Here is a 14663-nt window from a genome sequence, read left to right as displayed (position 1 = left end):
AATGGCAGGGTGTACACCCTGTAGGAGCTGCCGAAGGCTGCGATCTTTTGCTTTCATGGGTTACAGCAATTCAAAGCTCTGCTGCGTCACCGCCTGCGAATCCAGGCCGATCTGTACGTTGAACTTGCCAGGCTCGGCTGCGTATTTGAGCTGGGCGTTGTAGAACTTCAGGTCGTCCTCGGTGATGGTGAAGTGCACGACTTTCTGTTCGCCGGCCTTGAGCATGATCTTCTGGAAGTTCTTCAGTTCTTTCACCGGGCGGATCATCGAGCCGGTGACGTCCTGGATGTACAACTGCACCACGGTTTCGCCGTCACGCTTGCCGGTGTTCTTGACCATGACGCTGGCGTCGAGCTTGCCCGTGGCATTCAGCGTGGTCGATGACAGCGCCATGTCGCTCAGGGCAAACGTGGTGTAGCTCAGGCCGTAACCAAACGGAAACAGCGGGCCGGTGGTGTCATCGAAGTACTGCGAGGTGTAATTGCCCGGTTTGCCCGGCGTGAACGGCCGGCCGATGCTCAAGTGGTTGTAGTAGGTCGGGATCTGGCCCACGGAGCGCGGGAAAGTAACCGGCAGTTTGCCCGACGGATTGTAGTCGCCGAACAGCACGTCGGCGATGGCGTTGCCGCCCTCGGTGCCGCTGAACCAGGTTTCCAGAATCGCGTCGGCCGACTGGTTCTCTTCGAGAATCGTCAGTGGACGGCCGTTCATCAACACCAGCACCAGCGGTTTGCCAGTGGCTTTCAGCGCGCGGATCAATTCGCGCTGGGTTTCCGGGATGTTCAGGTCAGTGCGGCTCGAGGATTCGTGGGACATGCCACGGGACTCACCGACAGCCGCGACGATCACGTCAGCATCCTTTGCCGCTTTCAGCGCTTCGTCGATCAGCACATTGGCCGGGCGCGGGTCATCGACCACTTCCGGGGCATCGAAGTTGAGGAAGTTGAGGTAATCGAGGACCTTCTTGTCGCCTGTGATGTTGGCGCCACGGGCGTAGATCAGGTTGGCCTTGTCGCCAATCACCGCACTCATGCCATCGAACAAGGTGACCGATTGCGCCGGACGCCCGGCGGCGGCCCAACTGCCCATCATGTCGATCGGCGCTTTGGCCAGCGGGCCGACCAGGGCGATTTTCGCGTCTTTCTTCAGCGGCAGGGTTTCGTTCTGATTCTTCAGCAGCACCAGACTGCGACGCGCCACCTCACGGGCCTCGGGGCGGTGCAGGCGGTTTTCGGCGTAGGTGTCGGCCGGATCATCTGCAGCCTTGCCGATGCGCAGGTACGGATCCTTGAACAGGCCCATGTCGTACTTGGCCGCGAGCACTTCGCGCACAGCGTTGTCGATGTCTTTCTGTTCGATTTCGCCGGACTTGAGCAGCCCCGGCAGCTCTTTGCCGTAGAGGGTGTCGTTCATACTCATGTCGATGCCGGCCTTGATCGCCAGCTTCGCCGCTTCACGACCGTCGCGGGCGACGCCGTGCTTGATCAGTTCGAAGATCGCGCCGTGGTCGCTGACCGCCAGGCCCTTGAAGCCCCAATCCTTGCGCAGCAGATCGTTCATCAGCCAGGTGTTGGCCGTGGCCGGAATGCCGTTGATCGAGTTCAACGCCACCATCACACCGCCAGCACCGGCATCGATCGCCGCGCGGTAGGGCGGCAGGTAATCCTGGTACATCTTCACCGGGCTCATGTCGACGGTGTTGTAGTCGCGCCCGCCCTCGACCGCGCCGTACAGGGCGAAGTGCTTGACGCTGGCCATGATGCTGTCGGCGGCGCTCGGGGTTTCGCCCTGATAGGCCTTGACCATGACTTTGGCGATGCGCGAAGTCAGGTAGGTGTCTTCACCGAAACCTTCGGAACTGCGGCCCCAGCGCGGGTCGCGGGAGATATCGACCATCGGCGCAAAGGTGATGTCGAGACTGTCAGCGGCGGCTTCTTTCGCCGCAACCCGACCGGACTGGCCGATGGCGTCCATGTCCCAGCTCGACGCGAGGGCCAGCGGAATCGGGAAAATCGTACGGTGACCGTGGATCACGTCGTACGCGAAAAACATCGGAATCTTCAGGCGACTGCGCATGGCAGCGTCCTGCATCGGACGGTTTTCCGCGCGGGTGATCGAGTTGAAGGTCCCGCCGATGTTGCCGGCGGCGATCTCCTTGCGGATCAGCTCGCGGGGCATTTCCGGGCCGATGCTGATCAGGCGCAACTGGCCGATCTTCTCGTCGAGGGTCATTTGTTTCATCAGGTTGCTGATGAAAGCGTCCTTGTTCTCCAGGGGCACCGGGGTCGTGGCGGCCAGTACCTGATGACTGGCCAGGCTGACGAACAGACCCAGCAAACACAGCTTCTTCATGAATTTTTTCTCAAGGGCCCAAACGGTGAGGCAACACCGGCCAGCCAAAATGTAGGGAGCGACTATTGTTGTTCGGGTACCGGCGCAAAACCCTGAGCCGGAAAACCGCAGCCGACCGCGGCAATGTGAACACGAAGGGCACTTTTTAGCCGATTAACCCGTCGCATGCCAGTGGCGGCGCCGATTATGCCCCAACCGCTGGCCGGGAATGCCCAGCGCTCGGTTTTTAAATCAAATGTGTCATGGAGCATCACTGCAATGAATATCAGCCCAACCTCTCGTTCACGGCTACAGATCGCCACGTTGCTGGTGTTCGCCACGCTGTTGACCGCGTGCGGCATCAACAATATCCCGACCCTCGATGAACAGGCGAAAGCCGCCTGGGGCCAGGTGCAGAACCAGTACCAGCGCCGCGCCGACCTGATTCCCAATCTGGTGGAAACCGTGAAGGGCTACGCGGCCCACGAACAGGAAACCCTGACTGCAGTGATCGAGGCACGGGCCAAGGCAACGTCGATTCAGGTCGATGCCAGCACCCTCGACAATCCCGAGAAGCTCAAGCAGTTCCAGCAGGCGCAGGATCAACTGACCGGCGCGTTGAGCCGTCTGATGGTGGTCTCCGAGCGCTACCCGGATCTGAAGGCCAACCAGAATTTCCTCGCCTTGCAATCGCAACTTGAAGGCACGGAAAACCGGATTGCCGTGGCGCGTCGCGATTTCATTCTGGCGGTGCAGAAATACAACACCGAGATCCGTACCTTCCCCGGTCGCCTGTGGCACAGCGTGATGTACAGCGATCTGCCGATGCGCGAAACCTTCGAAGCCACCACGCCCGGCGCGGAAAAGGCCCCGGAAGTGAAATTCTGATTCGAGGTTGCCCATGCGTGTGTTGAAACTGGGCCTGGTGCTGATGCTGTGGCTGTTCGCCGTCAGCGCCCGGGCCGAATTGACGTTTCCGCCGCTGAGCGGACGCGTGGTCGATCAGGCACAAATGCTCGAGCCAACGGTGCGCGCGCAACTCAGCCAGCAATTGCAGGCGCACGAACAGGCCACTGGCGAGCAATTGGTGGTGGTCACGCTGCCGGACCTGCAGGGCACGACCATCGAGGATTTCGGCGTTCAGCTCGGTCGGCACTGGGGCATCGGCCAGAAGGACAAGAACAACGGTGCGCTGCTGATCGTCGCCCGTGACGAGCGCAAACTGCGCATCGAAGTCGGCTATGGCCTGGAAGATCGCCTGACCGATGCGCAGTCGTCGGTGATCATCCATCAGGTCATCACCCCGGCGTTCAAGACCGGCAACTTCAGCAAAGGCATCAGCGATGGCGTTGCGGCGATGCTGGTGGTATTGGGCGGCAATCCGCTCGATGAGCCGTCCACCGTGTACGAATCCAGCGGCGACCCGGCGGATGATTTCATCTCGCGGCATCCGGCGCTGTTCATGTTTCTGGTGATGTTGTTCATCCTGACGGTGTTTGTCTGCCAGATGCTCGGTATCCTGCCTGCCGGTCGGGGCGGCTCCGGAGGAGGGGGCGGTTTCGGCGGTGGTGGCGGCTTTGGCGGCGGTGGCGGAGGCGGTGGCTTCAGCGGTGGCGGGGGCAGTTTCGGCGGCGGCGGTTCGTCCGGCGGCTGGTGAGATCAAAAGAATAATGAGCAGGCACTTTTCGACATGGCATTACTGACTGAACACGAACAACGCAAAGTCGCCGAGGCCATTGCCCGGGTCGAACGCGACACCGACGCCGAGCTGGTCACGGTGCTCGCTGCCCGCGCCGACGATTACGCGTACATCCCGCTGCTCTGGGCCAGTCTGCTGGCGCTGGTGTTGCCGGGCATCGTGCACTACCTCACGGGCTGGCTGACCCTGCGCAGTCTGTTGCTGGTGCAGTGGGGCATGTTCATCGTCCTCTGCCTGCTGTTTCGCCTGCCAAAGATCACCACCCATCTGGTGCCGCGCCGCGTGCGCCACTGGCGCGCCTCCAACCTGGCGCGGCGGCAGTTTCTTGAGCAGAACCTGCACCACACCGTGGGCAGTACGGGCATGCTGATTTTCGTCTGCGAGGCTGAGCGCTATGTGGAGATTCTGGTGGACGAGGGGATTTCCAAACGGCTGGATAACAGCAACTGGGATGCGATCGTCGCAGCGTTTACCGAACAGGTCCGCCAGGGCCGCACGCTGGAGGGGTTTGTCACCTGCGTAGAGGCCTGTGGCGAGTTGTTGAAGGTGCATGTGCCGGTGACGCAGGTGCGGAACGAGTTGCCGAATCGGTTGGTGGTTCTGGGCTGATATTCCTTCTCGCTTGAGATCCAGACCCTCACCCCAGCCCTCTCCCAGAGGGAGAGGGAGCCGACCGAGGTGTTCTGTCGAGTTCCGCCGACCTGAAATGCCGAGTCGAACTCAAATCCTGACAGCCATAGTCGACTCGGTCGTTCAGGTCGATGTCGAGCGCAAGACACCTCGATCGGCCCCCTCTCCCTCCGAGAGAGGGCTGGGGTGAGGGGCTTCTGGACCGTTGGGTAAATAAGAGGGTGTCCCCAATCTCCATCCCCCCTAAAATACCCGCTATTCCCGATTCCGCCCGTCCGAGGCCGTTTGTCCATGTCCGTTACCGCACCTTCCGCGCCGTCCGCCAGACCGGCCCCAGATCACCACGCCCAGTTCATCGAGCTGCTGCAAACCAGCCTCGACGACAACGGCTTCATCAAACTGGTGCTGGCCAAGTACGTCGGTGAAGAGGCGGATCTGCAGCGGGTCATCATCAAGCCGGTGACGGTCAAGGCGCAGCCGTGCCTGTCGTTCGTTTATCGCTACAAGACCCGCGACATCACCAAGAACCTGCCGCTGAGCGAGGGCGTGGCGCTGATTGCCGGGCTGCTGCCGACCTCGTTCAAAAATGCCCACTTGCTGGCGCTGACCGACGAAGCGCAGCTGGAATACAGCAAAAAGGGCAAGAGTTCTCTGTTCAAGAGCAAGCCTCAGCAATTGCGCGAAGCGCCGTCCGCCGAGCACAACCGCGAGAAAAACCGCTTCCTCGAATTGAGCCGCCCGTTCCTCAAGGACCTGGGCGTGACCAACGCTCAGCATGAACTGATCCCGGCGATGTCGCGCAAGTGGAAGCAGATCAACAAGTTCATCGAAGTGTTCAGTCACGCCTTGACCTCCTCGCCGCTGGCGCTGGACAAACCGGTGCGGGTCGCCGATTTCGGTTCGGGCAAGGGCTACCTGACGTTTGCCATTCACGACTACCTGCGCAACACCCTGAAGGCCGAGGGCGAAGTCACCGGCGTCGAGCTGCGCGAAGAAATGGTCAACCTGTGCAATGCCGCAGCGGCGAAGCTCGAGCATCCGGGGCTGGTGTTCAAATGCGGTGACGTGCGCACAGTGGCGCCGAGCGAGCTGGACGTGATGATCGCCTTGCATGCGTGCGACATCGCCACCGATTACGCGATCCACACCGGCATCCGCTCGGGCGCGTCGATCATCATGTGCTCGCCGTGCTGCCACAAACAGATCCGCCTGCAGATCCAGAGCCCGGCGCTGCTCAAGCCGATGCTGCAATACGGTCTGCACCTCGGCCAGCAGGCGGAAATGGTCACCGACAGCCTGCGCGCGCTGTTCCTCGAAGCCTGTGGTTACGAGACCAAGGTCTTCGAGTTCATCTCGCTGGAACACACCAACAAGAACAAGATGATTCTCGCGGTGAAACGCACCGAACCGGTCGATCCGTCGCAGCTGTTGGCGAAGATCGAAGAGCTCAAAGCCTTCTACCACATCAGCGAACACTGCCTGGAAACCCTGCTGCGCGCCGACGGCTATATGCCTTGAGAGGCAGCTGCAAGCTTCAAGCGGCAAGCTGCAAGTGAAGCATGACGCTGGTGTGCCTGATTTGGGTGATCCTGCTTTTTCTTGCAGCTTGCAGCTTGCAGCTTGCAGCTTGCAGTCGGCTCAGGCGACAGATCGCAGGTGCTGGTCTTTACTCTGAAGCGCGAGATCTCGCAATCGCCCCCAAGGAGGAACAGGCATGTCCGGATGGTACGAAGTGAGCAAAAGCAGCAACGGCCAATTCAGGTTCGTGTTGAAAGCGGCGAATGCCGAAACGATTCTGACCAGCGAGCTCTACAGCACCCGCGCCAGTGCCGACGGCGGCATTGCTGCGGTTCAGAGCAACAGCCCGCTGGATGAGCGCTACGAGAAAAAGTCGACCAGGGATGGCCATCCCTACTTCAATCTCAAGGCGGCCAATCACCAGATCATCGGCAGCAGCGAGTCGTATTCATCGGATGGCGCCTGTGACAAGGGCATCGCCAGCGTGAAGGCCAACGGCCCGACCACAGTCATCAAGGACAAGACCCTGCCGGTCCTCTGAGGGTACCGAATTCCCTTGTAGGAGTGAGCCTGCTCGCGATGAGGCGATCAGATCCAACTCAGATGTCGCCTGTCGGACCGCTATCGCGAGCAGGCTCACTCCTACAGTTGGAATACATTCCATTGTGGGAGCGAGCCTGCTCGCGAACGCGTCAGCCCGGCCAATATCAAACCTCAACCGGTACCGACAATTTCGGATCACCGAGGGCATGGCTCTTGGCATCAAAAAACCGCAACTCAACCCCGGTACCTTCAAACACCTTGGCGTAGTGACGCTTCTGATGCTGGATGAACGCCGCGCTGCGCGGATAAATCGAGATCGCCACGCACTTCGGGTTAGCCAACCGCAGCGCGCGCACCAGATGCGCATCCTGCTCGCCCAAGGCATGGCCGAAGATGCACAGGCTGTCGCCATGGGCCAGTAACTGCTCATAGCAGAACGACAGATAATCCGAGCTGCGAATAGTCTTGAGCTTGTCGGCGCTCGGTCCTTCGGTGACGAACAGCGGCACGTCATCCAGCGTCTTGATCGTATTGTTGATCGCGAAACTGCCGAGCAGAGTGCCCTCGGTCGAAGTCAGTTTGCGCGCGGTGCCGTCTTGATTGCGCACCAGATGCAGACCACCGTGCATGTACAGCAGGCGCGGTTTGTCCGTGGCGCTTTGGCTCAGGTCGAAACTGGCGTCCGCGCCGTTGAACAGATCGTCGATGGCTTCGCCCGGGTGTTGCAGCGCCCAATAGTTGAGCAGGTCGTAGTTGGTGGTGAACACCGTGCGATAGCGCGCCAGTTCTGCATTCAGCACCGTCAGCGTCGAAGGCTGCACCAGCCGCCACGGGATGTGCACCGCGTGCACGGTGTTGATCAGCGCTTCCTTGATCGCGTAATAGCGATTGCGCGGCGCCGCCGAGCTGACCGCCAGGGCCTTGTTGACCCGGCTGGTGGTTTTCAGGGCGCCCAGCACTTGCTCGAAGCTGCGGGTTTGCAGCGCGTCGAATACCGCCAGTTCCGATGGGCTCAGCGGTTTCTCTTCGACCGTACGGGCGTTTTCGAACAGCGAGTCGTAGCCGAAGTCATCCCATACCGCGCGACTGGCGCCGTTGCCCACCAGCAAACCGCTGAAAGCGGTCGTGGTGCGCAGGGCATTCCAGTCTTCGAGGGTGGCGTCGACATTGAGAAAATCGGTCATTGCGTGGGCGGTCTCAAAACAAAGGGCAGATGGACGGCGACTTTATCACGAGCGGACATTGAGCCAGATCAACATTGCTGGTGACCGATCGGTCGATGCTGTGTGCACCCGCCGAATCGAGGCAGTCGATCCGGCTCCAGTCAGGAGACACACGATGAGCAGCACCTTCTTCATTCCGGCGGTCAACATCATGGGCAGCGGCTGCCTCGATGAAGCGATGCTCGCGATTCGCAATTATGGCTTTCGCAAGGCGCTGATCGTCACCGACAGCGGGCTGGCCAAGGCCGGCGTGGCCGCAATGATCGCCGAGAAACTGGCGATGCAGGATATCGATTCGGTGATCTTCGATGGCGCCAGACCGAACCCGAGCACGGCCAATGTCGAATCGGGTCTGGGGCTGTTGAAGGAAAGCCACTGTGATTTTGTCGTGTCACTGGGCGGCGGCTCGCCGCACGATTGCGCCAAGGGCATTGCCCTGTGCGCGACCAATGGCGGGCAGATCGGCGATTACGAGGGCGTCGACCGCTCCAGCAAACCGCAACTGCCGCTGATCGCCATCAACACCACCGCGGGTACGGCTAGCGAGATGACCCGCTTCTGCATCATCACCGACGAATCGCGCCACGTGAAAATGGCCATCGTCGACCGCAACGTCACGCCGCTGCTGTCGGTCAACGACCCGGAGTTGATGGTCGCGATGCCCAAGGGCCTGACCGCCGCCACTGGCATGGACGCACTGACCCACGCCATCGAAGCCTACGTTTCGACCGCCGCCAACCCGATCACCGACGCTTGCGCGCTGAAGGCCATGAGCCTGATCAGCAGCAACCTGCGCCTGGCCGTGCGCGACGGCAGCGACCTGGCGGCGCGGGAGAACATGGCTTACGCGCAGTTCCTCGCCGGTATGGCCTTCAATAATGCGTCGCTGGGTTTCGTCCACGCCATGGCGCATCAACTGGGCGGCTACTATGACTTGCCCCACGGCGTGTGCAACGCCGTACTGTTGCCGCATGTGCAGAGCTTCAATGCGCTGGTCTGTGCTGATCGACTCAGGGATGTCGCTCACGCCATGGGCGCGGATATTCGTGGTTTCAGCGCGGAGGAGGGTGCGCAAGCGGCGATCCATGCCATTCGCAGCCTCGCCAAAGACGTCGAGATTCCCGGCGGACTGCGTGAGCTGGGCGCGAAGCTCAGCGACATCCCGGTGCTCGCCGCCAATGCCTTGAAAGACGCCTGCGGACTGACCAATCCGCGAGCGGCGGATCAGCGCCAGATCGAAGAGATTTTCCGTAATGCGTTTTGAGTGAGGGCGCGAAGGCGAGCGACGCCGAGTAGTTCATCGCCTGTTCGTGCCGCGACGGTAAATGTCCGCACACGGCCCCAATCTGAAGTTTCGCCGGCAATGTTGTGAACAGCGGATATCCGGTACTGCCCGACGGGCAAGCGGTGCTCAGCCGGGGTTGCCCATTTTCGGTCGCTTTCGACCCGGGCCCGGGCAATCTCCAGGCCGGTGTCCAGATCGAAAATACTGACGAAACCTTCGGCCCGTGTGACATCTCCCGAAAACACCGGAGGCGCGGCAACCTGTGCTCCCTCTATCGGTTCGAGAACGAGCGGGACGTCGATGGCGGGCCGCAGTCGCACCTCATATGCGCGCTCGTCACTCCATTGCGACGTGTTGCCTGCATACGTCTGGTGGGCGTGAATCCTTTGCTCGCCCTGAGCCTGAACGCCGCTGATGCTGAATGCCCATCGTCCATTTGCGCTGACCTTTCCTGCGCCGAGCGAATGGGTATTTTCAATGTTCCAGACCTGCACAAGCGCATCGGGTATGCCGCTGCCGAGCAACAGTGTTGCAGGCCCGGTCGTGCTGCCCTGTTCTGGATAGGTGATGGTCGGGGCCGGTGGCGGTTGTGAAATTTGCTCGTCGCGAGTGCTCATCGTTCTTCTCGTCTACGGCGGATATGAACGCTGAGGTTGGCATGACGTGCCTGACTTAGAACCTGTAAGAACTACCAGTTCTTCAGGCTTTTTTGATCGGTGAGTAATTTCGTTTTCTTCTGAAAAACTGTCATTTATGTCAGTTGTCTGCAATGGCTTCTTCAGGTCGAATGCTCCGGACAAGGGGATCGAGTCGATCTCTTCAAGAGCATACGAACATGTCGAACTCCGCCGCGGCAAACTCACCAAACGCGCAGTCAGCCGGGGAGCTCGATGAGCTGTTTGGGCAACGAACGCTCGAATTTCCCGGAGCGAGCAAAACCATTGGCAGAGGCGTGGCGATCACCCCGTCGGGGCAGATCATGGTCAGCGCAACGGTCGAGCAGTCGGGCCATTCGTACTACGGCCTCGCGCGTCTGGATGGCAATGGAAATCCGGATCCGGCCTTTGGTGATGGCGGCTATCTCTGCGGCCAGTTCGGTACCGGCCTGCTATCGCAAGGCGGATCCTTGATCGTTGATGCGCTCGGACGGATCTGGATGTGCGGTGTGGTCGGCGTGGTCACAGACAAGGCTTTGGAATACCAGCAAGTCATCGCCCGGTTTTCCCCCGACGGCTCGCCGGACATCGAGTTCGGCGGCGACCGGAGCGGCTATCGGATTGTGCCCATGCGTATTCCATCGCTGGGCGGTGCCACGCATGGGCATCTGATCCTGGCGAAATCTGTTCCACAGGTGACCGAGCCGGACAGGCTGCTGTTTGTCACCTCGCAAAGCGGCAGTGGCTTGCTCACGCGGCTGCATTTCGACGGCTCGGACGATTTGACGTTCGCTGCCAACGGCTGGATGCCCCTGACCCTGCCGAGGGTGGCCATTTCCTTGCTCGGGATCGTCCAGCTCGGCAGTGGGCTGATTCTTGTGCACGGCAAGACAGAAATAACCAACCAGGGGTTGGTCATGGCGTTCGATCACAGCGGCAACCTCGCAAAAGCATTCGGCGACGAGGGGATTTTGCTGCTGAATATCCAACGGGATGGCAAGCCGCTTGAAAGCAGCGTGGCGGAGATTGTTGTGCAAACGGCAGCGCGCCTGCTCTTGCTTGGTTCGGCGGTCGAGTCATCTGAAGGTGAGAAACTTCAACATGCGTTCATCAGCGGTATCACTTACACCGGTGCGATGGATGAAACGTTCAATCGCAAAAATCCTGTGATCACCCCAGCGACAGGGGCACTGGACCTCAGGCAATGGCAAGCGGGTTTCGCGCTGGACGATATCGATGGCCAACGGATCGTTGCGGTCGGACAGACCTCGGGCAGCACGCGTGGCTTGCTGACGGCGGGCTTTCTGGTTGACGGCGCGGAGGATGATTGTTTCGATGTCGATGGCGCGAAGGATATTTCGTGGCCCGCCATCGATGCCTGTGCGCAAGGCTCTTCGATCCTGGTGTTGGGTCGCAAGGACGACAGCGCGAAGTTGGTCCGCTTGCTGACCGCCTCTGCGACGAAGCGCCGTGACAGCACTGGCCTTTGAGCAGGCACAGGTAAAACCGGGCTATCCTGCCGACTCGAATGAACCTGTCTTCGAGTGTCCCATGCTGCAAAAAAGCCTGATCCGCCGCCTCGACCTGATCACCCTGCAACTGTTCGTCGCCGTCCACGAGGAAGGCACGCTGACCCGTGCGGCTGCGCGCGAAGCCATTGCGGTGTCGGCGGCGAGCAAGCGTCTGATGGAATTGGAGGAAGCGCTGGGCATCGCACTGTTCGTGCGCCAGGCCAAAGGCATGGTCCTCACCGCGGCCGGTGAAACCCTGTTGCACCATGCGCGACAGATGCTTTTCAACGTGGAAAAAATGGGCCTGGAGCTGGGTGAGCACAGCCACGGGGTGCGCGGTTACGTGCGCATGCTGGCCAATCTTTCAGCAATCATTCAGTTTCTGCCCGAAGACTTGCGTGACTTCTCTGCGCAGCATCCGCAGGTCAAGACCGACCTTGAAGAACGGCCTAGCGCCGGGGTGATTCAGGGCGTGCTCGATGGCGTCGCGGACCTCGGCATCTGCTCCGATGACAGCGATACCAAAGGCCTGCACAGCGTGTTGTACCGCCAGGACAAACTGGTGGTGGTGATGCTCCCGGAGCATCCATTGGCGACGCGCGAATCGGTGACCTTCCACGAAACTCTCGACAGTGACTACGTCGGTTTGCACGCGGCCAGCTCGATCAACATGCGTACCCACGCGGCGGCGCGACAGGCCGGCAAAGTTCTGCGCATCCGCATTCATGTGCCGGGATTCGATGCGGTGTGCCGGATGGTGCAGGCGAACATGGGCATCGGCATTCTGCCGCAGCGAGCCTATGAGTTGTTTGGTCAGGCGCTGGGATTGCGGGCGGTGCCGCTGACCGATGCCTGGTCGGACCGTGCGCTGATAGTAGTGGTGCGCGATGAAGCGGGATTGTCGCCGGTGAGCCGAATGTTGTTTGAGCATTTGCGTGCGCCGTAGATCTTCATTGCGGCTGATGGCCTCTTCGCGAGCAGGCTCGCTCCTACAGGGGATCTGGGTGAACTCAAATCTGTGGGCGACGCAAAACCTGTAGGAGTGAGCCTGCTCGCGATGGCTGACCTGAGGTCACCGAAACTTTCTGGAGCATTCGCATTTCGCGAACGCTCATTGCCGAGAGACGGCTGGATTGTCCAATCATCGTTCCTCTAGCCTTGGCCACCTATTCCAAGAACAAGAGGTACACCGCGATGACTGCCCCTTTGAGTGCAATCAAAGTGATCGAGATCGGCACCCTGATCGCCGCGCCGTTTGCCGCGCGCATGCTTGCCGAGTTCGGCGCCGAGGTGATCAAGATCGAAGCCATGGGCCAGGGCGACCCGCTGCGCAAATGGCGCAAGCTGCACGAAGGCACGTCGCTGTGGTGGTACCTGCAATCGCGCAACAAGAAATCCCTGGCACTCAACCTCAAATCTACTGAAGGCATCGAACTGGTCAAGCAACTGGCCGGCGACGCCGACGTGATCATCGAAAATCTGCGCCCCGGCGCGCTGGAAAAACTCGGTCTAGGTTGGGACGTGCTACATGCGCTGAATCCGAACCTGACCCTGGTGCGTATCTCCGGCTACGGCCAGACCGGCCCGTACCGCGACCGTCCCGGTTTCGGTGCGATTGGCGAGGCCATGGGCGGCATCCGCTACACCACCGGCAATCTCGATTCGCCACCGGCGCGGGTCGGCGTCAGCCTCGGCGATTCGCTCGCCTCGCTGCACGCGGTGATCGGCGCGCTGATGTCGTTGTTGCGGGTCAAGACCGGGCAGGGCGGCGGGCAGATTGTCGATGTGTCGCTGGCCGAAAGCGTGTTCAACGTCATGGAAAGTCTGGTGCCGGAATACGACATGCTTGGTCATGTCCGCGAACGCAGCGGCGGCGCCTTGCCGGGTATCGCGCCCTCCAACACTTACCTCACCGCCGACGGTGCCTACGTGGTGATCGCCGGCAACAGCGACCCGATCTACAAGCGCTTGATGCACACCATCGGCCGCGCCGATCTGGCCGATGCAGAGGAATTTGCTCACAACGACGGCCGCGCCGCCAAGAGCGGATTGCTCGATGCGGCCATCACCCACTGGACCAGCAGCCTGCCGATCGACGAGGTACTGGCCGCCCTCGAAGCCGCCGAAGTGCCGGCCGGGCGCATCTACTCGGTGGCCGACATCGTCGCCGATCCGCACTATCAGGCGCGGGACATGCTGCTCAATGCCGAGCTGCCCGGCGGCGCAACGGTGAAGATGCCCGGCATCGTCCCCAAGCTCTCGGAGACCCCCGGCGGGGTGAACTGGTCCGGGCCGAAACTGGGCCAGCACACCGACGCTATTCTGGCCGGGCTGGGCCTGAATGAACTCGATATCGAACGCCTGAAAGGCCAAGGGGTCGTGCAATGATCACTGACTATTCGCACCAGCTGATCGTCCAGGAAGTCTCGCCCCGCGACGGTTTGCAGATCGAGCCGACCTGGGTGGAAACCGCTGACAAGATCGCCCTGATCGATCAACTGTCGCAGGCCGGATTCAGCCGCATCGAAGCCGGCTCGTTCGTTTCGCCCAAAGCCATCCCGGCCCTGCGTGACGGCGAGCAGGTGTTCATCGGCATTCAGCGCCAGCCGGGGGTGATCTACGTGGCGCTGATCCCCAATATGAAAGGCGCACAACGGGCAGTGGCGGCGAAGGCCGATGAGTTGAATCTGGTGATGTCCGCCAGCCAGACCCACAACCTCGCGAATATGCGCATGCGTTGCGAGGATTCGCTGGTAGCGTTCGCTGACATCGTCGCGTTTGTCAGCGGCTCGGGTGTACGCCTCAACGGCAGCATTGCCACCACCTTCGGCTGCCCGTTCGAAGGCAAGATTGACGAGGATCGCGTGCTGCAGATCGTCGACGCTTATCAGGAGCTCGGCATTCAGGGCATCAGCCTCGCCGACACCACCGGCATGGCCAATCCGCGTCAAGTGGATCGTGTGGTGCGGCGTGTTTTGCAGCGGGTTTCGCCGGCCGATCTGACCCTGCATTTCCATAACACCCGTGGCCTCGGTTTGTGCAACGTGCTGGCCGCTTACGAGGCCGGCGCACGGCGCTTCGATGCGGCGCTCGGTGGCCTCGGAGGTTGCCCGTTTGCGCCGGGGGCGTCGGGCAATATCTGCACTGAAGACCTGGTGAATCTGTGCCCTCAATGCACGGCGCTTCGATGCGGCGCTCGGTGGCCTCGGAGGTTGCCCGTTTGCGCCGGGGGCGTCGGGCAATATCTGCACTGAAGACCTGGTGAAT

General features: G+C 60.9%; 13 protein-coding genes. 10 read left to right on the top strand and 3 right to left on the bottom strand.

Annotated elements, in window-relative coordinates; translation table 11 throughout:
- Window positions 1-60 precede the first annotated feature (60 nt).
- A complete protein-coding gene (bglX, locus tag DCO47_RS20610; protein WP_116658815.1) occupies window positions 61-2352 on the bottom strand; it encodes a beta-glucosidase BglX in 2292 nt (763 codons plus the stop codon).
- 258 nt (window positions 2353-2610) lie between these two features.
- On the opposite strand from bglX, the gene DCO47_RS20605 reads away from it, so the two are divergent.
- The 5 genes from DCO47_RS20605 (at window position 2611) to DCO47_RS20585 (ending at window position 6719) form a co-directional block, all read left to right on the top strand.
- A complete protein-coding gene (locus tag DCO47_RS20605; RefSeq protein ID WP_042608173.1) occupies window positions 2611-3219 on the top strand; it encodes a LemA family protein in 609 nt (202 codons plus the stop codon).
- Between the two features lie 13 nt (window positions 3220-3232).
- Complete coding sequence (locus DCO47_RS20600; protein ID WP_042608172.1) at window positions 3233-3988, top strand: YgcG family protein; 756 nt, start codon at window positions 3233-3235, stop codon at window positions 3986-3988.
- Between the two features lie 33 nt (window positions 3989-4021).
- Window positions 4022-4639 (top strand): TPM domain-containing protein, encoded by a 618-nt coding sequence (locus DCO47_RS20595; protein WP_016771315.1) that lies wholly within the window; start codon window positions 4022-4024, stop codon window positions 4637-4639.
- 312 nt (window positions 4640-4951) lie between these two features.
- A complete protein-coding gene (locus DCO47_RS20590) occupies window positions 4952-6178 on the top strand; it encodes an SAM-dependent methyltransferase (protein WP_064362634.1) in 1227 nt (408 codons plus the stop codon).
- Between the two features lie 196 nt (window positions 6179-6374).
- A complete protein-coding gene (locus tag DCO47_RS20585) occupies window positions 6375-6719 on the top strand; it encodes a YegP family protein (RefSeq protein WP_116658814.1) in 345 nt (114 codons plus the stop codon).
- Between the two features lie 166 nt (window positions 6720-6885).
- On the opposite strand, the gene DCO47_RS20580 is transcribed toward DCO47_RS20585, so the two are convergent.
- Complete coding sequence (locus DCO47_RS20580) at window positions 6886-7905, bottom strand: DUF4917 family protein (RefSeq protein ID WP_116658813.1); 1020 nt, start codon at window positions 7903-7905, stop codon at window positions 6886-6888.
- 154 nt (window positions 7906-8059) lie between these two features.
- Here DCO47_RS20580 and yiaY point away from each other — a divergent pair, with 154 nt between their 5' ends.
- Window positions 8060-9208 (top strand): L-threonine dehydrogenase, encoded by a 1149-nt coding sequence (yiaY, locus tag DCO47_RS20575; RefSeq protein ID WP_116658812.1) that lies wholly within the window; start codon window positions 8060-8062, stop codon window positions 9206-9208.
- On the opposite strand, the gene DCO47_RS20570 is transcribed toward yiaY, so the two are convergent.
- A complete protein-coding gene (locus tag DCO47_RS20570) occupies window positions 9169-9846 on the bottom strand; it encodes a hypothetical protein (RefSeq protein ID WP_177434360.1) in 678 nt (225 codons plus the stop codon). The genes yiaY and DCO47_RS20570 overlap by 40 nt on opposite strands.
- A gap of 218 nt (window positions 9847-10064) precedes the next feature.
- Between DCO47_RS20570 and DCO47_RS20565 the strand changes: the two genes are divergently transcribed.
- The 4 genes from DCO47_RS20565 (at window position 10065) to DCO47_RS20550 (ending at window position 14650) form a co-directional block, all read left to right on the top strand.
- Complete coding sequence (locus tag DCO47_RS20565) at window positions 10065-11375, top strand: hypothetical protein (RefSeq protein WP_116658811.1); 1311 nt, start codon at window positions 10065-10067, stop codon at window positions 11373-11375.
- 61 nt (window positions 11376-11436) lie between these two features.
- Entirely contained in the window at window positions 11437-12342 is a 906-nt protein-coding gene (locus DCO47_RS20560; RefSeq protein WP_042608165.1) for a LysR family transcriptional regulator, read from the top strand.
- A gap of 248 nt (window positions 12343-12590) precedes the next feature.
- Window positions 12591-13784, top strand: a complete 1194-nt coding sequence (locus DCO47_RS20555; protein WP_116658810.1) for a CaiB/BaiF CoA-transferase family protein — start codon at window positions 12591-12593, stop codon at window positions 13782-13784.
- A complete protein-coding gene (locus DCO47_RS20550; protein WP_256590221.1) occupies window positions 13781-14650 on the top strand; it encodes a hydroxymethylglutaryl-CoA lyase in 870 nt (289 codons plus the stop codon). Before DCO47_RS20555 ends, DCO47_RS20550 begins: the two co-directional genes overlap by 4 nt.
- Window positions 14651-14663: the final 13 nt, after the last annotated feature.

Origin of the sequence: Pseudomonas sp. NDM (assembly GCF_003105095.1) — a bacterium.
GTDB classification, from domain to species: Bacteria; Pseudomonadota; Gammaproteobacteria; order Pseudomonadales; family Pseudomonadaceae; genus Aquipseudomonas; species Aquipseudomonas moraviensis_A.
Note: the sequence above shows the minus strand (reverse complement) of the source record. Positions and strands in the feature narration are given on the sequence as shown.

What these genes read in the sequence shown, in the direction of transcription:
- DCO47_RS20590 (WP_064362634.1), top strand. Translation starts at nt 4,952, where the DNA reads ATGTCCGTTACCGCACCTTCCGCGCCGTCCGCCAGACCGGCCCCAGAT.
- DCO47_RS20605 (WP_042608173.1), top strand. Translation starts at nt 2,611, where the DNA reads ATGAATATCAGCCCAACCTCTCGTTCACGGCTACAGATCGCCACGTTG.
- DCO47_RS20565 (WP_116658811.1), top strand. Translation starts at nt 10,065, where the DNA reads ATGTCGAACTCCGCCGCGGCAAACTCACCAAACGCGCAGTCAGCCGGG.
- DCO47_RS20585 (WP_116658814.1), top strand. Translation starts at nt 6,375, where the DNA reads ATGTCCGGATGGTACGAAGTGAGCAAAAGCAGCAACGGCCAATTCAGG.
- DCO47_RS20600 (WP_042608172.1), top strand. Translation starts at nt 3,233, where the DNA reads ATGCGTGTGTTGAAACTGGGCCTGGTGCTGATGCTGTGGCTGTTCGCC.
- DCO47_RS20595 (WP_016771315.1), top strand. Translation starts at nt 4,022, where the DNA reads ATGGCATTACTGACTGAACACGAACAACGCAAAGTCGCCGAGGCCATT.
- bglX (WP_116658815.1), bottom strand. Translation starts at nt 2,352, where the DNA reads ATGAAGAAGCTGTGTTTGCTGGGTCTGTTCGTCAGCCTGGCCAGTCAT.
- DCO47_RS20555 (WP_116658810.1), top strand. Translation starts at nt 12,591, where the DNA reads ATGACTGCCCCTTTGAGTGCAATCAAAGTGATCGAGATCGGCACCCTG.
- DCO47_RS20550 (WP_256590221.1), top strand. Translation starts at nt 13,781, where the DNA reads ATGATCACTGACTATTCGCACCAGCTGATCGTCCAGGAAGTCTCGCCC.
- DCO47_RS20560 (WP_042608165.1), top strand. Translation starts at nt 11,437, where the DNA reads ATGCTGCAAAAAAGCCTGATCCGCCGCCTCGACCTGATCACCCTGCAA.
- DCO47_RS20570 (WP_177434360.1), bottom strand. Translation starts at nt 9,846, where the DNA reads ATGAGCACTCGCGACGAGCAAATTTCACAACCGCCACCGGCCCCGACC.
- DCO47_RS20580 (WP_116658813.1), bottom strand. Translation starts at nt 7,905, where the DNA reads ATGACCGATTTTCTCAATGTCGACGCCACCCTCGAAGACTGGAATGCC.
- yiaY (WP_116658812.1), top strand. Translation starts at nt 8,060, where the DNA reads ATGAGCAGCACCTTCTTCATTCCGGCGGTCAACATCATGGGCAGCGGC.